This is a genomic window from Brevibacterium sp. XM4083, assembly GCF_006489205.2.
Lineage (GTDB): Bacteria > Actinomycetota > Actinomycetes > Actinomycetales > Brevibacteriaceae > Brevibacterium.
In genome coordinates this window covers 202,920-222,616 of the sequence record NZ_VFYR02000002.1, presented here as the reverse complement: position 1 = coordinate 222,616, position 19,697 = coordinate 202,920, and the positions used below count along the sequence as shown (strand labels likewise).

The window sequence follows — 19,697 nt, the reverse complement described above, 5'->3', positions numbered from 1 at the left end:
TCAGCCCATCTCCGCGACGACGGCGCCGATCGCCGCGGCGGCGGTGTCGACGGCGGACGGGGTGAGATCGCCGCGACAGGTGATGCGCAGGCGGGAGACGCCGTCGGGAACCGAGGGCGGACGAAAGCACCCCACGGTCAGGCCGCGCTCCCGGAGTGCGTCACGCGCGGCGACGGCCGCCCGGGCCGAGGACATCGGCACAGACGCCACAGCCCCGGCCGGTTCGGCGATGCCGAGGGATGTTGTCAGAGCTCGCCGATTGGCGGCCAGCTGCGCCACCGGTGCCTCACCGGCCGCGATGAGCCGGATCGCGGCGGTGGCCGCGGCCGCTGCCGCCGGGGCGAGTCCGGTGTCGAAGATGAAGGTCCGGGCGGTGTTGACCAGTGCCTCCCGGACGGCAGCGGGACCGAGCACCGCTCCGCCTTGGGCTCCCAGGGCCTTCGACAGGGTGGCCGTGACGACGACACGGTCACGGTGGTCCTCCAGTGCGGCAGCCGCGCCCGCTCCGCCGCCGACGACGCCGATGCCGTGGGCTTCGTCGATGACGAGCAGGGCATCGAAGCGAGCGCAGAGCTCGAGCAGACCCGCCAGGTCCGGAGCGTCGCCGAGGACCGAGTAGACGGACTCGACGACGACGATCGCCTCGGGTCGGGTGCGCTGCCGCAGGGCCTCCTCGACGGCCGTGGCATCTCCGTGCGGGGTGCGCACGACCTCGGCCTTCGAGAGACGGCAGGCGTCGATGAGCGAGGCGTGGTTGTGGGCGTCGGAGACGATGAGGCAGTCGGGTCCGCTCAGCGCGGTGAGCACGGCGAGGTTCGCGGTGTAGCCCGAGGAGAAGACGAGCGCCGTGTCCCGCCCGGTGAGAGCCGACAGTGCCGCTTCGGCCTCATGGTGGGCCGGGGTGGTGCCGGTGACGAGTCGTGAGGCCCGCGCGGATGTCCCCCAGCGGGCGATCGCCTCGCGTCCGGCGGCGATCACCCTCGGGTGGTTCGCGAGTCCGAGGTAGTCGTTCGAGGCGAGATCGAGTCCGTGGGCTCCGGCGTCGGCGCGGTCGAGGCCGGCCTCCGCACGGGCTCGCGCCTCGGCGTCGAGGCGGTCGAGGATCCTGTTCGCCTCACGCACCGGCGCGGTCACGAGCATCCCTCTGCGGCGGCGAGCATCGCCGCACAGATCCCAGCGACGTCCTCGGTCGTGGCGATATAGGGCGGCATCGTGTAGATGTGCGTGCGGAAGGGGCGCAGCCAGACACCGTGGTCGGCCGCGATGCGGGTGACGATGTCGACGTCGACGGGGCGATGCATCTCGAGGACGCCGATCCCGCCGACGACGCGGACGTCGGCGACCCCGGGCAGGGTCGCGGCCGGCGCGAGGCCCGTGGTGAGGCCCTCCCCGATCCGGGTGACGGCTGTCGCCCACGCAGGCGTTCCCTCGGGGGTGGGAGCGAAGAGCAGATCGAGCGACGCCCGCGCCGCAGCGCAGGCCAGGGGGTTGGCCATGAATGTCGGTCCGTGCATGAGGGCACGGTGGGGTGATCCGGCGATCACCTCGGCGAGGTCGCTGGCACAGAGCACCGCAGCCAGGGTCATGTACCCACCGGTCAGCGCTTTGCCGAGACAGAGGATGTCGGGAACGATGCCGGCCTGCTCGCAGGCGAACGCGGTTCCGGTGCGGCCGAAGCCGGTGGCGATCTCGTCGGCGATGAGCACGGCGTCGAGGTCGCGGGCCCGGGCGGCGAGATGGCGGAGGGCGCGGACGTCGTACGGCCGCATTCCGCCGGCGCCTTGGAAGAGGGGTTCGACGATGATGCCCGCGAGCTCGTCACCGTGGCGGTCACAGAGCTCGTCGACGGCCGCGCACCACGCGTCGACCTCGGCAACGGGGGCGCCCGGCAGCGGGGGCCGCGGGGCGAAGAGCTGCTCGCTGAGCACGGCCCGGAAGTCGGCGTGCATGCTCTCGACCGGGTCGCACACGCTCATCGCACCGGTGGTGTCGCCGTGATAGGCCCCGCGCAGGGCGAGGAAGCGTCCGCGGTCGCGACCTTGGGCGCGCTGGTACTGGATGGCGGTCTTGAGTGCGACCTCGACTGAGACCGACCCGGAATCGGCGAGGAAGACGTGGTCGAGGCCCGGCGGGGTCACGGCGACGAGGCGCTCGGCGAGTTCGACCGCCGGTTCGTGGGTGAGCCCGCCGAACATGACATGGGAGAACGACCGCAGCTGGGACTCGAGTGCCTGGTCGAGCGCGGGATTGCGGTACCCGTGAACGACTGACCACCATGAGCTCATCCCGTCGAGGGCGGTGATGCTGCGCCCGTCTCGTCCGACGAGTTCGACGCGGGGGCCGCGGGCACCGGCGACCGCGAAGTGCGAACCGTCGGCGAGGGCGCCGTAGGGGTGCCAGAGCAGGCCGCGCTCGCGGTCGTGGAGACCAGCGGCGGTTGCGGTCTCACGCATTGGGAGCCGCGGCCGTTCCCGCCCCGCGACGGCGGATCGTGGGGACGACGATCCCAGCGGTCGCGGTGGAAGCCGGGGCCGGCTTCCCGCACGGCAGGCTCGCGGCGGCCGGGGTGGCCTCGGGGAGAAGGGCCGCGGTGCGAGCCGCCTTGGCTGCGCGCACCTGTTCCCGCAGTTGGGCTGCGCTGTCGGCGCCGACGATGGAGAAGCCGCCGTCGACGATCATGTCGAGGTCCGCCTCGGCGTCCTGGCCCTCGCTCGTGAGGTAGTCGCCGAGGAACAGGGAGTTCGCGACGTGCAGCGCGAGCGGCTGAAGAGTGCGCAGGTGCATCTCGCGGCCGCCGGCGATGCGCAGCTCGCTGTCCGGGCACATCAACCGCACTGCGCAGAGGATGCGCAGGCAGTGCTGGGGAGTGAGTTCGTGGGTGCCTGCTAGCGGGGTGCCCTCGAACGGGATGAGGAAGTTGACGGGGATGGAGTCGGCGTCGAGGCGGCGCAGTTCGACGATCGTCTCGACGATCTGCTCCGGGGACTCCCCCATGCCGACGATGAGTCCCGAACATGGGGAGAGACCCGCGTCGCGGGCCTGTTCGACGGTGTCGACGCGGTCGGCGAAGGTGTGCGTCGAGCAGATCTCGGGATAGTTGGACTCGGCGGTGTTGAGGTTGTGGTTGTAGGCGTCGACTCCGGCCGACCGGAGGCGCTCGGCCTGGCCGCCTTTGAGGAAGCCGAGGCACGCGCAGACCTCGACATCAGGGTTGTGGGCTTTGATGTCCTCGGTCATCGACGCCACCCGTTCGACGTCCCGGTTCGAGGGGCCGCGGCCGCTGGCGACGAGGCACACTCGGGAGGCACCGCCGGCGAGACCGAACTCCGCCTGCCGGCGCGCTTCGTCACCGGGCAGCCACGAGTACTTGAGGATCTCCGATTCCGACCCCAGTCGTTGGGAGCAGTAGCCGCAGTCCTCCGGGCACAGTCCCGATTTGAGGTTGACGAGATAGTTGACTTTGACCGCGTCGCCGAAGTGTTGGCGGCGGACCCGCGCGGCTGCCGCGACGACGTCGAGGAGGTCGTCATCGGAGGACTGCAGGATGGCCAGAGCCTCGTCGGGAGTGGCCGGCGAACCGGCGCAGGCGCGATCGGCGATGGTGGTGAAAGACGGCATGGCCACGATCATTGAACACTGTTCAGGAAATGTCAATCCTGCTCGCTGCCCCGCCTGTCGCCTCCCCTCTCCCCGGGCGCAGAGGGTGATGGGCGCACCGGTCAGGAATCGAGAAGCCTGCTCAGCTGCCCGCGAGTATCCTGGGACGAGAGCAGTTGAGGGGATCCGGAGGGTCGGATCCCTGTCCTTGGAGGAGAGACATGGCAGCGACGCAGACCGCACCGATCGAGTTCACCGGAGAGGTGTCGACGCTCGGTGATCGCACGATCATCCGGCTGAGTCCCGACGCGAGTGCGGAGCTTCCCTCACGGGGTCAGGTCGCCGCCGAGGCGGTCGTCGGCGACGCGCGGTTCGCGACGGTTGTCGAGCCCGATGGGATGCGCGGTCACTGGCTCAATCTCGATGAGGTCGCGGGCCTCGAGGACAGCGCGACGGTGTCCGTGACGCTGACTCCGACGAAGGACTGGCCCGAGGTGAGCGTGCCGGAGGATCTCGCCGCGGCGCTCGCGGATGCCGGCGATCTCGATGACACGTGGGCGAGCCTGACGCCGATGGCGCGGTGGGAGTGGGTGCGCTGGATCAAGGCGACGAAGAATCCCGCGACGCGGGCCAAACGCGTCGGCGTGGCCATCGACAAGCTCGAGAACGGCAAGCGCCGGCCGTGCTGCTTCGACCTGTCCTCCTGCACGGATCCGGAGCTGTCGAAGAGCGGGAAGCTCATCGACTTCCGCTGACACCCTCCCGGTCGAGCACTCCGACTTGTCGTCATGGGCGACTGACGAGCGGCTGATATCTCCTCGCAATCTCAGGATATCAGCGCACAGGGGGCTTGCCGCAAGGCCCCTGACAGGGTGAACAATAGGTGCCTCACCTCGCCGTTCACCCTCCAGGAGCCTCCTTGCCAACCAGCGCCTTTGCCCTGCCCACTCGTCTGTCCGCCAAAGCCCAACCGCACCTCATCGCTGCCGACGACGCGCTGTTCTCCCGCGTCTCCCAAGCCCTGGAGACCGAGTCCGCCCGGCTGACCACCCGCCTCGCCGAGCTGCGGGCGACTCGCGTTGCCTCCGGGGAGGCGGCCGTCGAACGCGACGCCCTCATCCGCGAGGCCTCCGCGCAGTTGAGCCTGCTCGGCCGCTTCGACCTCGACCTGTGCCTCGGTCGGATGGTGACCACGAACGGTGAGACGCTCCACATCGGTCGGATGGGCATCCGCGACGAGCTCGGCGACCCGCTGCTCGTCGACTGGCGCACCTCTGCGGCCGAACCGTACTTCGCCGCCACCCTCGCCTCCCCCTTCGGTCTCACGAGCAGGAGACGATATCGCTGGCGGGACGGCGTGGTCATCGACTATTGGGATGAGCAGCTGAGTCCCGACGGCGGTGCCGATGCCGCTGTGCTCGACGACCAGTCGGCCTTCCTCGCAGCTCTCTCCGCGGTGCGCTCCCCGCAGATGCCCGATGTCCTCGGCACGATCCAGGCCGACCAGGATGCGGTCATCCGCACGTCTGCTCGTCGACCGCTCGTCGTCGACGGCGGGCCGGGCACGGGCAAGACCATCGTCGCGCTGCACCGGGCCGCCTACCTGCTCCATTCCGCACCGCAGGTGAGATCCGGAGGCGGGCTGCTCTTCATCGGCCCGACCGCATCGTATCTGCGGTATGTCGACGACGTCCTCCCCCGCCTCGGCGAGGATGCGGTGCAGATGTGCACGCTGAGCGACCTCGTACCGGAGACTGCCACGGCTCCCGAGTCCGCGCACTCCGCCCGGATCAAAGGGGCGCTCGATCCCGCCGAGGTGGTCGACCGGGCCGTGTCGCTCTACGAGCAGCCGCCGACCGACGATCTGAGCGTCCCGACTCCGGCCGGCGAGATCCCGGTCGGACCGGGAATGTGGGCCGAAGCGTTCCGGGCCGGGATCGGGACGACCCCGCACAACGACGCCCGCGATGAGGTGTGGGACGACCTCGTCGACATCATCGTCGACCATGCCCGAGACCTCGATGACGACATCGACGAGGAACTGACTCGGCGCATGGTCCGCTGCGATCCGGCGCTTCGGGCGGCACTGAACGCCGCATGGCCAGTGCTCGATCCGCTCGACGTCGTCGGCGACCTGTGGACCGTGCCGGCCTACCTGGGCATGTGCGCACCGGGGCTGGCGCCGACGCAGATCGACGCGCTCATCCGCCGTGGGCCACGGGAATGGACAGCACAGGATCTGCCGTTCCTCGATGCCGCTCGCCGTCGCATCGGCGACCCGGATGCTCTCCGTCGTCGACGCACCGACGAGCGCGAGTCCGCCGCCGAACGCACGCGGATGAGCGACGTCATCGACGACCTCATCTCTGCCGACGACAGCGAGCTGCGGGAGATGACGATGCTCCGCGGTGCCGACCTGCAGACCGCTCTCGAGAATTCCGGTGGTCGAACGGTGCCGCAACCCGACCGGCTCGCCGGTCCGTTCGGTCACATCATCATCGACGAAGCCCAGGAGCTCACCGACGCCCAGTGGCGGATGATCCTCGACCGATGCCCCTCGAAGTCGGTGACGATCGTCGGAGACCGCGCTCAGGCGAGGGACGGGTTCGCCGAGACGTGGGAGGAACGACTGTCGCGGATGGGGCTGAGCGTCGAGACGGTGCATCTGAGCGTCAACTATCGCACCCCTGCCGAGGTGATGGCCGAAGCCGGTCCCGTCATCCGCGCCGCCCTCCCCGATGCGAATGTGCCCGACTCCGTGCGCTCCTCCGGACACCCGGTGCGCCGTGAACGGACGGAGGCGTTCATCCCCGTCATCGAGGCGTGGCTGAGCGCCCATGAGCAGGGCACTGTCGGCATCATCGCGGTCGACCCCAGTGTCCTCCCAGTCCCGGACTACTGGCGGCGATCCGAGCGGGTGAACGCGTTCAATCCACTCGAGGTCAAGGGTCTCGAATTCGATCTCGTCGTCCTCGTCGACCCCGATCGGTTCGGTGACGGCATCACCGGTGCCGTCGACCGCTACGTCGCGATGACCCGATCAACCGCGGAGCTCGTGGTTCTCTCCTGACACCACCTGCCTTGAGGCCATCAGTCTGGCTCAGCACAATGACACCATTCGCGTAGGCCTCGAAGAGCGCGGCGATGCCGCACGGGCCGTGCTCGCACGCGCTTTCGGGGGTGACGACGAAAGAGCCGGTTCGCGTCACTACGCAATGCTCATCGGCGTAGCCGCCCAGTGGCTGCTCGACCCTGACTCGGCGCCGAGTGCTGAAGAGATCACCTCGCCGATTTCGGAGGACTAAGGCGCCGTGCCGGTCTCGTCACCACGCGACGAGGGACGAAGAGCGAAGAGGATGCCGAGACTCCCGGCGAGCACCGCGCCGGTGATCGTCCACGGCAGGCCCACAGCAGAGGAGATCACGCCGATGAGCAGCGGACCGACCAGACCCGCGGTGTAGCCGACCACACTGATGCGGGCGATCGAGGCCGCCGGATCACCGAACCGGGAGGCTCGGCTCAGGGTGATCGGAAACACCGGACCGATCGCCAAGCCGATGACCACGATCGACCCCACGACGATCCCGGGCACCGCGCTGAGCATTCCGATCGTCATCGCCGTCGCGGCCGTCACTGCCCCGGCACAAAGGATCACCGATTCGCCGAGGCGGTCGACGAGCAGGTCGGTGACTGCCCGTGATCCGACCATGGCCACGGAGAACAGCGTGAGCGCCAATGCACCCTGCGTTGCGGTGGCGGCGAGGTCGCGAGTGAGCAGGAGCGCCGACCAGTCGGTGATGACGCCCTCGAGCAACAGTCCGCAGATGGCCATGACGGCGATCGCCGCCGGGAGGTGCGAGGTGAAACGAGGACTGTCGGGAGAGCGTGCGGTTTCGGGCACGCGCTCCCGCTCAGGTCGCCGTCCGCCGATGCGCATGAGACCGGGAGCACCAGTTGCCGCGAGGACAACGAGTACGGCTGCCACGACCGCGAAATGCCCGGCGACGCTCGCACCGAGGGCGGTCGCGATAAGTGCACCGACACCGCCGGCCACGACCCCGAGACTGAATCCGGCGTGAAGCCGTCCGAGCACGCTCGAGCGCAGTCGATGCTCAATGCGCACCCCTGTAAGGTTCATCGTGATGTCGCACAGGCCCCCGGCGATCCCCATGCCGAAGAGAGCTGCGAAGAGCGCAACGAGGTTCGGTGCCGCGGCGATCATCGGCAGGCCGAGGGAGAACCCCGTCGCAGAGAGGAGGCTGACGAGTTCAGGCGACACCCAACGGGTCAGGTGACCGGCACACAACATCGCCGGGATGGCTCCGGCGGCGAAGCCGAGCAGAGCGATGCCCAATGCCGCGTCACCCACGTCGAGGGCGGCTGCGACCTCGGGAATGCGCGGCGACCAGCTGGCCATGACTGAGCCGTTGATGAAGAAGATGAGCCAGAGGCTGACGAGGTGGTGGCGCTGAGACATGAGGACCCCTTGGGCCGCCCTCACGATGCCTGCTGACGTCTGCCCGGACGGGTCAGGCACACGGGCACTCGCTGCGTCCAGGCTACCAATGACCGCCGATCGGCGCACCGCCCGGAGGTCAGTCCCGCGCGCCCCTGTCGGTGGCGATCGCCCACGACATCTGCACGAGGGGAATCTGCAGCGGCAGGCGCGCGAGCGCGATCGCCCGCCCGCGGGGTGAGTGCCAGTACTTGACCACGGTGTAGAGGTTGGCCGGGTAGACGGCGACCATGAGTGCCGCCGAGGCAGCCCCTCCGAGGCGTCGTGTGCCCGGGTTGGCGAGCAGGGCAGCGCAGCCGAGTTCGGCGACCCCGCTCGCGTAGGTCCACGCCCGCCGATTGCCGAGGGCAGGCGGGACGATCGAATCGAATGTCTGCGGTCGGATGAAGTGCATGGCCCCGGCGAATCCGAGAAGGCCGGTCATCAGTGCAGGTCTCAGTCTCATCGGACTCCTCGGCGTGAAAAGTGTCAGCGTCTTGGACAGGTCAGTCGTCAGGCTAGTCGATTCCGGCGTCACGGTGTTACCGGTGAGTATTCGGACTCCCAGCACAATCGGATCGACCACAGGGATCCGACGTGCGTCCCCGGGTCCGCGATGACGGATCTCTGCAGACTGCGCCGGCTTCGATCCCAGCACTCACGGCCGTGATACGATCCGTCACCACGCATGGTCGGCAAAGGTCGGGTGGAGTTTCGGCCGCCGTTGAGCTCACTGACGAAACCCACCACGCCGACGAGGGGAGAGAACACGTGGCAGACAGCACGCGGGACCTGAAGGAGATCGCCAGGTCCGCTCCGAACGACCGGCCTGTCTCCTGGGGTGATATCGAGGCTCAGATCCTGTCCCTGCCGGTGTCCCCTGACGACGCCGCTCGGGCGGACGAGATGCGGCATCCTATGAACGCCGCAGCGCTGGGGGCGATTCTGCTGGCGGTCTACGTGCTCCCCGCGCTTGCCACCATCGGCCTCGTCGCCTGGGCCACTCAGCTCCCCGAGGCGCCATCGTGGTTGGCGACGATCACCGGCGGTGCATTCATCGTCGCCGGTATCGGGATGCTCATTCCGACACTGACGTCTGAGGCAGGCCGGCGGGACCGGGGCAGCCTTCGGGTCACCGCGCTCGCCCTCGTCATCACCGCAGCGGCAGCCGGACTGCTGCTCGCTGACGGATTGTCGCCCGCATGGCTGTCCTGGCTCGCTGTCGCCGTCGTCCTCTCAGGCATCGTCTCCATCGCGCTGCTGGTCAGGATGCGACGGACGCACCCCCACTCACGCCTCGACCGAAACACTCTCTCCCCGGAAGACAAGTGGCGCTATGACGCCCGAGCGTACGTGCTCGACCAACTCCTGCGTCTCGGCCGAGTCTCCGAACGCGATATCGATCGCTACGCCATGGTCGAGATGCCTCTGGGTTCGTGGGCGCAGTTCGACACGACGACCGGGAACGGATAGAACGGTCGCCACGGGAGCCGGCCCGCACTGCTTGAGTGCCGCGCCCGGTCACTCAGGTGCGGCTGGACTCCCGGTTCCGTCGGATGCCTCGAGCGGCGGCAGAGGCGGCAGCGGTCGCCGGGCGAGATCGCGCGCCTCCTCACGTGAGATCCCCACCATCCGCAGCAGGTACTGGGTGTAGGTGGCGACGACTTCATCGGATCCCCCGCGTTCAAGACGCAGGCGCATCGCCGAGAGCAGCGCCCCGAAGGTCATCGCCCCGGCCAGGGCGACGTCGTCGATGTCGAAGCGACCGCTGTCGACGCCCTTCTGGATGTCGCGATTGGCACGCGGACCCAGCACGTCGAGCAGACCCGCGTGGGCGAGACCGAGCCGGACGAGCAGCCACCCCCACACCGGATCGGAGATTGCCGTCGTCGCCAGGTGCCGCAGAGACACCGCGTAGACCTCGGCGGCATCGTCGAAGCCCCCGGTCAGCGCATCAAGACGCTGGCCGAAGGTCTCGACGAGATCGAAGACGACCTCATCGGTGAGCTGCTCGACGGAGGTGAAGTAGTTGTAGAACGTCCCGACGGCGATGTCGGCGCCGCTCGACACAGCCCGAATCGTCAGCGCCTCCGGTCCGCCGGTGGCGATGACGTCGCGCGCGGCGTCGAGGATGCGACGACGAGTTGCCTCGGCCTTGCGGGCTCGCCGGTCAGGAGATTCTGCCATGGACACGATTGTGCCTGCTCAGGCCATGCCTCGGCCAGCAGGCGCGCGAGGTCGGAGGAGACGGGAACGGGCGACAGCCTCGGCGCGCGAGGAGAACTCCCAGGCGGAATCCGAGCACAAACCCTTGACGGCCCCTCAACTCATCCCCATAATGAACATAAGTTCAACGATGAACATATGTTCACATAGGAGTGAGACATGACCCCCGCATCCGCACCCACCGTCGAACACACCGCCGACGTCGTCATCAACGGCCTCGGCCCCGTCGGCCTCCTCGCCACGATCCTCCTCGGCCGCCAGGGCTACCGCGTTCACGCCCTTGACCGGTGGCACACGCAGTACGGACGCCCGCGTGCGGTGACGTTCGATCATGAGATCGCCCGCGTGCTCGCGATGATCGGGATCGATCCCGACAACGACCCGGCGATCGACTTCCACGACGACCACTACTACTGGCTCAACGGGGACGGCGAGATCCTCATGGAGATCGACTGGTTGGGCAAGGAGGACAACGGGTTCCGCAAGCGGTACTGGTTCAGCCAGCCCGAACTCGAGGACCGGCTGCGCGTCATCGCCCAGACCCTGCCCAACGTCACCCTCCATTTCGGACGCGACACCGTCGCCTTCGCCCAGGACGAGGACGGCGTCACCCTCGACTTCCGGGAGACAGTCCCCGGTCTGCGCACCGTCGAATACGCCGAGGGCGGGGAGTCCGGTCGGATCCGGGCGCGGTATGCGATCGGGGCGGATGGGGCGAATTCGTTCCTCCGGGAGTCGGTCGGGGCGGAGATGACGGATCTCGGCTTCCTCTTCCACTGGCTCATCGTCGACACGAAGCCCGAGGTCATGCCCTCGTACAGGACTCACCACTTCCAGGTCTGCGATCCCGTGCGGCCGACGACGGTCGTGCCGGGTGGGCCGGGCAGGCGCCGGTGGGAGTTCATGATGCTGCCCGACGACGATCTCCAGGAGATGCTCACCCCGCAGGCGGCGTGGAAGCTGCTCGAGCCGTGGGACATCCGTCCCGACAACGCCTCGCTCGAGCGCCTGGCTCTCCCCCGGTTCGAGGCGAAGTACCTCGAGAAGTGGCATCACGGGCGGACGATGCTCGTCGGCGATGCCGCCCATCTCATGCCGCCGTTCGCCGGTGAGGGCATGTGCGCGGGGCTGCGTGATGTCGTCAATCTCGCGTGGCGCCTCGATCTCGTGCTGCAGGGTCTCGCCGACGGGAACCTCCTCGACGCCTGGTCCGACGAGCGGCGCGATCAGGCGAAGTGGTACATCGAGTTCTCCGTCGATCTCGGCAAGATCATCTGCATCACCGATCCCGCCGAGGCGGCCGCCCGGGACGCGCGCATGCTCGCCGAACACGCCGAGCAGTCGAAGGTCGGCCCGCTGCCGGCGCATGAGACGATCCTCGGCCCCGGCACCTGGGTCGCCGAGGACGGCACCGCGGGCAAGACGGGAATCCAGGGCCGAGTCGCCCATCAGGGGCGGACCGGCCGCTTCGACGATGCCGTCGGCCACGGCTGGTTCCTCCTCTCGATTCCCGAGGCGGCCGGTGACCTCGATCCGGGCCTGGCCGCCGACCTCGAGCGGGTCGGGGGTCGGCAGCTGACGGTCGGCGGTCCCGACAGCGGTGCCGAGGTCATCGATCTCGACGGCACGTACTCGACGTGGATGAGTGAGCACGGTGCCCTCCATCTCCTCATGCGACCGGACTTCTACGTCGCCTTCGTCGCCGGTGATGCCGCCGAACTCACCACGCGCCTCGATACGATCCTCTCGGGCATGATCGTGCGGGCAGCAGCATGAGCGACATCTCCCCCGAGCAGTCGGCGCGCGAACAGGGACTCGTCGATGAGGTCATCGCGTCGTTCGCCGGCACCGACGACGCCCGCCTGAAATCCGTCATGGAGGCCCTCACCCGACATCTGCACGCCTTCCTCCGGGAAGTGCGCCTCACCGAGGCGGAATGGAACGCCGGCATCCGCTTCCTCACCGATGCCGGGCACATCACGACCGAGACGAGGCAGGAGTTCGTGCTCCTCTCGGACACGCTCGGGGCGTCGATGCAGGTTGTGGGCATGAACAATCCCGAGCATGCGAATGCCACCGAGGCGACGGTCTTCGGACCGTTCTTCGTCGACGATGCCCCGGAGATCGCCCACGGAGGGGACATGGCGTTCGGGGCGCTCGGCGAACCCTGCCTCGTTGAGGGGTCGGTCACGGACACTGAGGGCAACCCGATCCCCGGGGCGCGCATCGAGGTGTGGGAGGCCGATGAGGACGGCTTCTACGACGTCCAGTACGACGACGAGAGGATGGCTGCCCGAGCGCATCTGTTCTCCGACGATTCCGGCACCTACCGGTTCTGGGGGCTGTTTCCCACGCCGTACCCGATCCCCGATGACGGACCCGTCGGGGCGATGCTCGCAGCGACCGGACGCTCGCCGATGCGCGCGAGCCACCTGCACTTCATGGTCACGGCACCGGGATTCCGGACGCTGGTCACGCACATCTTCGTCCGCGGTGATGAGCAGCTGGAGATCGGTGACAGCGTCTTCGGGGTCAAGGAGTCGCTCATCATGGACTTCTCCCATCATGAGCCCGGCACCCCGTCACCGGACGGACATGACGACGGTGGCAGAGGGTGGGCCGAGACGCGCTTCGACATCGTGCTCGCCCCCGGAGATGGGCAGGGCATGCGCGTGGCGGGGTCATGACTTTCCCGCCGATCGCCTCGCATCACCTCTGATCGCCCTACGATGGACGCAGACCGCGTCTCCGGTTGCCGCGTCCCCAGCGCAGTCGAAGGCAATCGCGTTCGATGAGGAGGGCGAGGGACATGAGGCAGCGTTGGAGAATCGGGGCAGCTCTCTGGGTGGCCAGTGCACTGCTGCTGCCCGTCCAGCTCATCGTGGCACTGCAGTGGCCGGACGGGTACTCGGTGACGCGAAATGCGATCAGCGACCTCGGTGTCACGGTCTGCGGCCCCTTCACCGAGGGCGGCGTCGTCCGCGAGGTCTGCTCACCGTGGCACGTCGGGTTCAATGCGGGCATGATCGCCTCCGGTGTGCTCACGGCCCTCGGAGCGGTGCTGCTGCACGGCTGCTGGAGCAGTCGGACTGGACGTGTGGCGACGATTCTCATGGCCGTCGTCGGAGTGTGTGTCGTCGCGGTGGGCTTCGCGCCGTGGGATCGACTGCCGGCCCTGCATGACGGTGCCGCGGCAGCTCAGGCTCTCGTCCAGTGGGCGGCGATGCTCCTGCTTGCCGTTGCTGCCGGGCGCAGTGTCTTCAGGTGGCTGACGATTGCCGCCGTCGCTGTCTCGATTCTCGGATTCGCAGCTTTCCTTCTCGCCCTCGACGGCGCGGCGCTGCCGGGCCTGAGCTTCGGCGTCGCCGAACGTCTCTCCTTCGACACGCTCACCGTCTGGACAGCCGCGGTCGGTGTCGCCGTTCTCGTCGGTCGCGGTCGACAGGGCGATGTGAAGAGACGTCGGTTGAGGCCGGTTCACCACTGAACGACGCTCGCGCTGGGGGCTGCTGAAGGTTCGATTGGCTCCGGGGGATATTCGGAGCAGCTTTGCCGCATCGTTTGGTCTTCAACGACAACACCGCACACAACTCAGGCCGCCAGGTGCGGACCGTGGGGACGCACGCTCAGCCAGGTACGGCCTCGCAATCCGTCATGTTGCGATCATGAAAGCGTGAATGCGGATTCGGCGGAGCGAGAAATTCGCTGGAGGTGTGGTCGGCTCCTAGGTCCTGCGCAACTGCTATGACCGCGTCGACCGAAACGATGATGTGAGACATCCGGTGAGGAAGTTGGATCGCTAGCGGGGGTACACATGGGGTACACGCTCGTGTACCCCGACCCCCGCTTTCAGGGTGGAGCTAAGGGGAATTGAACCCCTGACCTCTTCATTGCGAACGAAGCGCTCTACCAACTGAGCTATAGCCCCTGACACCGCACTACTCTAGACCCGAGCACCCAGGAAGCACAAAACCGGGAGTGGTTGACTCGGGATTCCGACAGTAGAGTCTGTGACAAGGACCCCGAAAGAGCAAGGAGCGAGCATGGCCCAGGAATTCGGAATCGTCGTCATCGGTGCAGGAATCGGCGGAGGTCAGGTGGTTGAGGCCCTGCGCAATGACGGCTTCGCCGGCACCATCGCCCTGGTGGGCACCGATCCCCTTCCGCCGTACTACCGTCCTGATCTGTCGAAGAAGGTCATGCTCGAGGACACCGACCCCGCGGACTCCGCACTGCGCGGCGCGGAGTGGTACCCGGCCCATGACGTCACGACGTTCTTCGGCGACACCGTGACGAAGCTCGACACCTCCGCCAACACGGTCACTTTGGCCTCCGGCGAGGAGCTCACCTATGCTCAGGCGATCCTCTCCACCGGTTCGACTCCGCGCACCCTCGAGGTTCCCGGCCAGGAACTCGCCAACGTGCACACCCTGCGCACCGCCGGTGACGCCGTGGCCATCCGCTCGCAGTTCGGCGAGGGCAGGAAGGTCGTCATCATCGGCGGCGGCTGGATCGGCCTCGAGGTCGCCGCTGCCGCCCGCACGCACGGCTCCGACGTCACCGTCGTCCTCCGCGACGCTCCCCCGCTGAAGAAGGTCCTCGGCGACGAGCTGGGCCAGTACTTCGAGGATCTGCAGACGAAGAACGGCGTGAAGTTCCTCGCCGACGCCGACACCACGGGCTTCGCCGGCGAGGATTCCGTCGACACCGTGCAGACGACGAAGGGCGACCTGCCCGCTGATCTCGTCGTCGTCGGCATCGGCGCGGATCCGACGATCGAACTCGCCGAGGCGGCCGGCCTCGACATCGACAACGGCGTTCCCGTCGATGAGAAGATGCGCTCGAGCGAACCGAGTGTGCTCGCCATCGGCGACATCGCCAACGCCTTCAACACCCGGCTCGACTCCCGGATCCGCGTCGAGCACTGGGACAACGCGGTGCGCCAGGCCGATGTCGCCGCCTCGACGCTCACCGGCGGCAGCAAGGTCTACGACTGGGAACCGTACTTCTACACCGACCAGTTCGACCTCGGCATGGAGTACGTCGGCCACGGCTCAGGAGACGACGACGTCGTCATCCGCGGCGACAAGGACTCCGGCGAGTTCATCGCGTTCTGGACCAAGGACGGCACCGTCACCGCCGCAATGAACGTCAACGTCTGGGACGTCAACGACGACCTGCGCACGATCGTCGGCACGCAGGTCGACGCCTCCCGCCTCGCCGACGAATCGGTTCCGCTCGCCGACCTCTGAGGCGTCTGTGCCCGCCCTCTTCGCCGACGACGCCTTCGACCGCGGCCCCCGGGTGATCGCGCCCGGGGCCGTGTGGCTGCCCGGCTTCCTCGACGATGCCGGGCAGGCATGGATCGTCCGCCAGTACGCCCAGTGGCGCTCCGGCCCGGTCCCGCCGCACTCGACGACGATCATGGGACACCCGATGAGCGTGACGACGATCGGACTCGGGTGGCACTGGCGGCCGGGCCGCTACGACCGTGAAGCCGTCGACGTCAACCGGCAGCGCGTCCCGCCGTTCCCCGACTGGATGACACGGCTCGGACGCCAGATCCTCACCACCGCCACCGAGGCGGTCGACGCCGACCCCGACCACCCTGCCGGGGCGGCCGCGGCATGGGGGTTCGACCCCGCGCACTACTCCCCCGACGTCGCCCTCATCAACTACTACGACGAGGCGGCGAAGATGGGAATGCACCAGGACAAAGACGAACACGATCCGGCCCCGGTTGTCTCCCTCTCCCTCGGCGACACGTGCACCTTCCGATTCGGCAACACCGAGACGCGGAACAAGCCGTACGAGGACATCCGGCTCGCCTCAGGCGACGCCTTCGTCTTCGGTGGTCCCGCCCGCTTCGCCTACCACGGGGTGACGAAGATCCACCCGGACACCGCCCCGGACTCGGCGCAGCTGACCGACTTCGGCGGCGGCAGGATCAACATCACGATGCGCACGACCGGCCGCGACTGAACGCGCTCACCCGAAGAGCGTTTCCCCGATCCAGCCGCCCCTGCTCACTCCTGGCGGGATCGCGAAGAGCCCCGACCCCGTGTGGAGCAGGTATTCGCTCAGCGCATCCTGGGATGCGAGCCGGTTCTGCATCGGCACATAGTCACGGGCGGGGTCGGCGACGAAGGCGATGAAGAACAGACCCGCGTCGAGGTTGCCGCGCGCATCCGCGCCGTCGGCGTAGTTGTAGCCGCGGCGCAGGATCCGCACCCCGCCGTTCTGCTTCGGATGCGCGAGATGGACGTGTGAGGTCACCGGGATGATCGGCTGACTGCCGGCCCCGGCCATCGCGAAGTCGGGCGCGGTGAATTCCTCGCCGCCGGACAGCGGCGCGCCGGTCATCTTCGTGCGGCCGAAGATCTGCTCCTGCCCGTCGAGGCTCTCCCGATCCCATGTCTCGATGTGCATGCGGATGCGCCGGGCGACGAGGTAGCTGCCGCCGTCGAGCCATGAGCCGTCGCGGACCCACACGTGCTCGTTGAGCGCGGTGTCCTCGTCGGAGCGGATGTTCGCCGTGCCGTCCTTGAACCCGAAGAGGTTGCGCGGGGTCTCCTGGGCCGGTGAGGTCGACGCCGTGCGTCCGAAGCCCAGCTGCATCCACTTCGTCGAGACGATGCCGAAGCCCATCCGGATGAGGTTGCGCACCGCATGGACGGCGACCTGCGGATCATCGGCGCACGCTTGGATGCACAGATCCCCGCCGACGCGCGCCTCGTCGAGCTGATCTCCGGGAAAGTGCGGCAGGTCGATGAGCCCGGCGGGCAGCCTCTCCCCGATGCCGAAGCGGTCCTTCCCCTCGGCATCGGTGAAGAGGCTGCGGCCGAACCCGATCGTCACCGTGAGGTGGCCGGCGCTCAGCCCCTGCGCCTCCCCCGTGTCCTCGGGCGGGGCGTACCGAGAGCCGTCGGCGACGCCGCCCTCGACGACCGGCAGCCCCTGACTGAGATTGGCCGCCGCTGCCGTCCACGTCTTGAGGAGGTCGACGAGCTCCGCACGGTCGTCGGTGAGGACGTTGATCGCGGCGAAGCACATGCGGTCCTGGGCCTCGGTGACGATCCCGGCCTGGTGCGCGCCGTAGAAGTCGACGACATCGGAATCGGCCCCGACCGCCTCGGCGATCGGATCATGCGCGAAGTACCCGGCCGCGGCACCGGCCGCGACGGCACCCGCCCCGATGCCGAACATCGCCCTCCGCGACACACCCGGCCGGTCCGCCATCAGCCCACCACTTTGTCGGTGAGCTGGGAGAGCGGCTCGGAGAGCGCGTTGACGGAATCGGACAGGGTCTTGACCTCGTCCTCGCTCAGTTCGGTGTAGAGGACGAACCCGTCGCCCTTGCGGTGCTCGTCGAGGAGGGCCTGGAGGTCGGCGAAGCGCGTCTTGAGCGTCGCGTCGAGCTCCTTGTCGCGCGTGGCCAGCAGCGGCTGGAGGTTCTCGTACGCGACCCGGGCGCCGTCGACGTTGGCCTGGAAGTCCCACAGGTCGGTGTGCGACCAGGTCTCCTCCTCACCGGTGACCTTGCCGGTGGCCACCTCGTCGAGGAGCTCCTTGGCCCCGTTGGAGAGCTGGTCGGGGGTGAAGCTGATGTCCCGGGTCCGGTCATAGAGGACCTGCGTGTCGGAGACGAGGAGGTCGGCGTACTTCGTCCGGTCTGCATCGCTCAGTGCCGTGTACCCGTCCTTGGGCGGCCACAGGTCCTTCTCGATGCGGTGCCAACCGGTCCACTCCTGTCCCTCCTCGAGGTCGGCCTCACGCAGGTCGAGCTTGGGGTCGAGGTCGCCGAAGGATTCGGCGACGGGTTCGATGCGCTCCCAGTTCGTGCGCACCTGGGCGTAGAGAGTCCGCGCCTTGTCGTCGTCGCCGTCCTTGTACGCCTTCGCGAACTCCTCGGTGCCGGTGAGCAGCTGCTCCGTCTGATCCTTCACATACGCCGCGTACTGCGTCGTCGCCTGCTTAGCGAGCTGCGAGTCCTCGGCGCTCACGCTCTGACCCCCGGTGCCCTTCGTCACCGTGAAGTCCCCGCGCAGCCCGTCACCGACCATGCCCGGCTTGCACGCCGTGAAGTACTTGCCCTCCGGGGCGGTGACCGTGAGGGTGCGCTCGAGTCCGGGCGCGATGTTCTCGACCTCGCCGATGATGCGCAGGCCGTCCTCGCCGAGGAGGTAGAACTCCGTGACCTTCGATCCGTCGTTCGTCACGGAGAACTTCAGAGTGCCCGCCGGAGCCTCCTGGGCGGCGACGTCGCACGAGTCGTCGGTGCTCGTCACCGCGATCGTGCCGTCGCCTGAGTCATTGGGTTCGCAGCCGGTGAGCACGAGCGCACCGCCGACGGCGAGGCCGATGGCGAGACGGGGCCAGAGAGTGGTCATATCGGTCCTTTGTTCGTTGGCCTGCGAAGAGGCAGAGGGAGGTCAGCCGAGGCGGTCGCCGGGGAACCGGCACGAGTGGGATCAGGGTGGGGTCGCCGGTGGCGACGCTCAGGCGGCGACGCCGCGGTCGGCCTGTTGCGCCGCCGGTGCCGGGGAGGCGCGGAGGCTGCGGATGAAGAGCGCGCCGACGATGAGGACGTAGAGCCACCACACGGTGAACTCGACCCACGTCGTCGCCGGGGAGAAGTTGAAGATGCCCTTGAGCAGGACCCCGTACCAGCTCGTTGGCGGAATGGCATCGGAGACGTCGAAGGCCAGGGCGTGGAGGCCGGGGACGACTCCGGCTTCCTGGAGGTCGTGGAATCCGTACGCGAGGACGCCGGCGGCGATGAGGATGAGGAACGCCCCCGAATAGCGGAAGAACGCCGAGAGGTTGAGTCTGAGCAGGCCCTTGGCGATGAGCCACGCGAGGACGATGGCGATGGCGATGCCGGCGATCGCTGCCGCCGTGAGTCCGAGCGCCGAGGTGGTGCCGGTGGCGTTCGCGCGGGTGGCGGCCCAGAGGAAGAGCGCGGTCTCGAGTCCTTCCCGGCCGACGGAGAAGGCGCCGAGGATGACGAGCCCGATGACGGGACCGTCGAGGGCCTTGTCCGCCGCCGCCCGCAGCTCCCCGCCGAGGCTCTTCGCCGTCGTGGCCATCCAGAAGATCATCCACGTGACGAAGCCGACGGCGATGATCGACAGGGTCCCGCCGATGAACTCCTGGGCCTCGAACGTCAGCGTCGAGGGACCGAAGGTGAGCAGCGCCCCGAAGCCGAGGGACACGAGGATCGCCGCGGCGATCCCCCACCACATCGCCCTGACCTCACGGGTCCGGCCGATCCTGCCGAGGTAGCCGATGAGGATGCTCACGATGAGAGCGGCCTCGAGGCCTTCACGCAGGCCGATGAGGAATGTCTGGAACATGGGCGGCTTTCTGGTCCTGGGGA

17 protein-coding genes and 1 tRNA gene are annotated in these 19,697 nt (G+C 68.3%); 8 read left to right on the top strand and 10 right to left on the bottom strand.

Annotated elements, in window-relative coordinates:
- Genes FJ887_RS06760 through bioB form a run of 3 tightly spaced genes read right to left on the bottom strand, consistent with a single transcriptional unit; the run spans position 1 to position 3,618 of the window.
- On the bottom strand, positions 1-1,134 hold the full coding sequence (locus FJ887_RS06760; protein ID WP_250786182.1) for an aminotransferase class I/II-fold pyridoxal phosphate-dependent enzyme: 1,134 nt from the start codon (positions 1,132-1,134) through the stop codon (positions 1-3).
- Positions 1,131-2,453, bottom strand: coding sequence for an adenosylmethionine--8-amino-7-oxononanoate transaminase (locus FJ887_RS06755; RefSeq protein WP_140955094.1), 1,323 nt, complete (start codon positions 2,451-2,453; stop codon positions 1,131-1,133). Before FJ887_RS06755 ends, FJ887_RS06760 begins: the two co-directional genes overlap by 4 nt.
- Positions 2,446-3,618, bottom strand: a complete 1,173-nt coding sequence (gene bioB / locus FJ887_RS06750) for a biotin synthase BioB (RefSeq protein WP_140955095.1) — start codon at positions 3,616-3,618, stop codon at positions 2,446-2,448. The genes FJ887_RS06755 and bioB overlap by 8 nt, the downstream gene beginning before the upstream one ends.
- Before the next feature lie 200 nt (positions 3,619-3,818).
- Between bioB and FJ887_RS06745 the strand changes: the two genes are divergently transcribed.
- Both FJ887_RS06745 and helR read left to right on the top strand, forming a co-directional pair.
- The gene (locus FJ887_RS06745) at positions 3,819-4,352 is read left to right on the top strand and encodes a YdeI/OmpD-associated family protein (RefSeq protein WP_140955096.1); all 534 of its coding nucleotides are present in this window, start codon (positions 3,819-3,821) and stop codon (positions 4,350-4,352) included.
- Positions 4,353-4,516: 164 nt separating this feature from the next.
- Positions 4,517-6,667 (top strand): RNA polymerase recycling motor ATPase HelR, encoded by a 2,151-nt coding sequence (helR, locus tag FJ887_RS06740; protein ID WP_250786181.1) that lies wholly within the window; start codon positions 4,517-4,519, stop codon positions 6,665-6,667.
- 231 nt (positions 6,668-6,898) lie between these two features.
- Here the strand turns inward: helR and FJ887_RS06735 are convergent, their stop codons facing one another.
- Together FJ887_RS06735 and FJ887_RS06730 are read right to left on the bottom strand one after the other, a co-directional pair.
- A complete protein-coding gene (locus tag FJ887_RS06735; RefSeq protein WP_140955098.1) occupies positions 6,899-8,074 on the bottom strand; it encodes an MFS transporter in 1,176 nt (391 codons plus the stop codon).
- Between the two features lie 118 nt (positions 8,075-8,192).
- Positions 8,193-8,558, bottom strand: coding sequence for a DoxX family protein (locus tag FJ887_RS06730; RefSeq protein WP_250786180.1), 366 nt, complete (start codon positions 8,556-8,558; stop codon positions 8,193-8,195).
- A gap of 305 nt (positions 8,559-8,863) precedes the next feature.
- Between FJ887_RS06730 and FJ887_RS06725 the strand changes: the two genes are divergently transcribed.
- Positions 8,864-9,565, top strand: a complete 702-nt coding sequence (locus FJ887_RS06725; RefSeq protein ID WP_140955099.1) for a hypothetical protein — start codon at positions 8,864-8,866, stop codon at positions 9,563-9,565.
- A gap of 48 nt (positions 9,566-9,613) precedes the next feature.
- Here FJ887_RS06725 and FJ887_RS06720 read toward each other — a convergent pair whose 3' ends face one another.
- On the bottom strand, positions 9,614-10,279 hold the full coding sequence (locus tag FJ887_RS06720) for a TetR/AcrR family transcriptional regulator (protein ID WP_140955100.1): 666 nt from the start codon (positions 10,277-10,279) through the stop codon (positions 9,614-9,616).
- Positions 10,280-10,477: 198 nt separating this feature from the next.
- Between FJ887_RS06720 and mhpA the strand changes: the two genes are divergently transcribed.
- From mhpA to FJ887_RS06705, 3 genes are all read left to right on the top strand, one after another.
- Positions 10,478-12,094 (top strand): bifunctional 3-(3-hydroxy-phenyl)propionate/3-hydroxycinnamic acid hydroxylase MhpA, encoded by a 1,617-nt coding sequence (gene mhpA, locus FJ887_RS06715; protein ID WP_140955101.1) that lies wholly within the window; start codon positions 10,478-10,480, stop codon positions 12,092-12,094.
- Complete coding sequence (locus FJ887_RS06710) at positions 12,091-13,005, top strand: hydroxyquinol 1,2-dioxygenase (protein ID WP_140955102.1); 915 nt, start codon at positions 12,091-12,093, stop codon at positions 13,003-13,005. Before mhpA ends, FJ887_RS06710 begins: the two co-directional genes overlap by 4 nt.
- 122 nt (positions 13,006-13,127) lie before the next feature.
- Positions 13,128-13,805, top strand: coding sequence for a DUF998 domain-containing protein (locus FJ887_RS06705; RefSeq protein WP_140955103.1), 678 nt, complete (start codon positions 13,128-13,130; stop codon positions 13,803-13,805).
- Between the two features lie 368 nt (positions 13,806-14,173).
- On the opposite strand, the gene FJ887_RS06700 is transcribed toward FJ887_RS06705, so the two are convergent.
- Positions 14,174-14,246, bottom strand: a tRNA-Ala gene (locus FJ887_RS06700).
- 115 nt (positions 14,247-14,361) lie between these two features.
- Here FJ887_RS06700 and FJ887_RS06695 point away from each other — a divergent pair.
- A complete protein-coding gene (locus FJ887_RS06695; RefSeq protein WP_140955104.1) occupies positions 14,362-15,570 on the top strand; it encodes an NAD(P)/FAD-dependent oxidoreductase in 1,209 nt (402 codons plus the stop codon).
- A gap of 7 nt (positions 15,571-15,577) precedes the next feature.
- A complete protein-coding gene (locus FJ887_RS06690; protein WP_140955105.1) occupies positions 15,578-16,300 on the top strand; it encodes an alpha-ketoglutarate-dependent dioxygenase AlkB in 723 nt (240 codons plus the stop codon).
- 6 nt (positions 16,301-16,306) lie between these two features.
- On the opposite strand, the gene efeB is transcribed toward FJ887_RS06690, so the two are convergent.
- The 3 genes from efeB to efeU all read right to left on the bottom strand — a co-directional run bounded on the left by efeB (position 16,307) and on the right by efeU (position 19,674).
- Positions 16,307-17,524, bottom strand: a complete 1,218-nt coding sequence (efeB, locus tag FJ887_RS06685; RefSeq protein WP_502799908.1) for an iron uptake transporter deferrochelatase/peroxidase subunit — start codon at positions 17,522-17,524, stop codon at positions 16,307-16,309.
- 32 nt (positions 17,525-17,556) lie between these two features.
- Positions 17,557-18,708, bottom strand: coding sequence for an iron uptake system protein EfeO (gene efeO, locus FJ887_RS06680; RefSeq protein ID WP_140955107.1), 1,152 nt, complete (start codon positions 18,706-18,708; stop codon positions 17,557-17,559).
- 108 nt (positions 18,709-18,816) lie between these two features.
- Positions 18,817-19,674 carry an iron uptake transporter permease EfeU gene (gene efeU / locus FJ887_RS06675; protein ID WP_140955108.1) on the bottom strand — a complete coding sequence of 286 codons (858 nt, stop codon included), beginning with the start codon at positions 19,672-19,674 and terminating at the stop codon, positions 18,817-18,819.
- Positions 19,675-19,697: the final 23 nt, after the last annotated feature.

What these genes read in the sequence shown, in the direction of transcription:
- FJ887_RS06755 (WP_140955094.1), bottom strand. Translation starts at nt 2,453, where the DNA reads ATGCGTGAGACCGCAACCGCCGCTGGTCTCCACGACCGCGAGCGCGGC.
- bioB (WP_140955095.1), bottom strand. Translation starts at nt 3,618, where the DNA reads ATGCCGTCTTTCACCACCATCGCCGATCGCGCCTGCGCCGGTTCGCCG.
- FJ887_RS06745 (WP_140955096.1), top strand. Translation starts at nt 3,819, where the DNA reads ATGGCAGCGACGCAGACCGCACCGATCGAGTTCACCGGAGAGGTGTCG.
- FJ887_RS06735 (WP_140955098.1), bottom strand. Translation starts at nt 8,074, where the DNA reads ATGTCTCAGCGCCACCACCTCGTCAGCCTCTGGCTCATCTTCTTCATC.
- FJ887_RS06730 (WP_250786180.1), bottom strand. Translation starts at nt 8,558, where the DNA reads ATGAGACTGAGACCTGCACTGATGACCGGCCTTCTCGGATTCGCCGGG.
- FJ887_RS06720 (WP_140955100.1), bottom strand. Translation starts at nt 10,279, where the DNA reads ATGGCAGAATCTCCTGACCGGCGAGCCCGCAAGGCCGAGGCAACTCGT.
- mhpA (WP_140955101.1), top strand. Translation starts at nt 10,478, where the DNA reads ATGACCCCCGCATCCGCACCCACCGTCGAACACACCGCCGACGTCGTC.
- FJ887_RS06710 (WP_140955102.1), top strand. Translation starts at nt 12,091, where the DNA reads ATGAGCGACATCTCCCCCGAGCAGTCGGCGCGCGAACAGGGACTCGTC.
- FJ887_RS06705 (WP_140955103.1), top strand. Translation starts at nt 13,128, where the DNA reads ATGAGGCAGCGTTGGAGAATCGGGGCAGCTCTCTGGGTGGCCAGTGCA.
- FJ887_RS06695 (WP_140955104.1), top strand. Translation starts at nt 14,362, where the DNA reads ATGGCCCAGGAATTCGGAATCGTCGTCATCGGTGCAGGAATCGGCGGA.
- efeB (WP_502799908.1), bottom strand. Translation starts at nt 17,524, where the DNA reads ATGTTCGGCATCGGGGCGGGTGCCGTCGCGGCCGGTGCCGCGGCCGGG.
- efeO (WP_140955107.1), bottom strand. Translation starts at nt 18,708, where the DNA reads ATGACCACTCTCTGGCCCCGTCTCGCCATCGGCCTCGCCGTCGGCGGT.
- efeU (WP_140955108.1), bottom strand. Translation starts at nt 19,674, where the DNA reads ATGTTCCAGACATTCCTCATCGGCCTGCGTGAAGGCCTCGAGGCCGCT.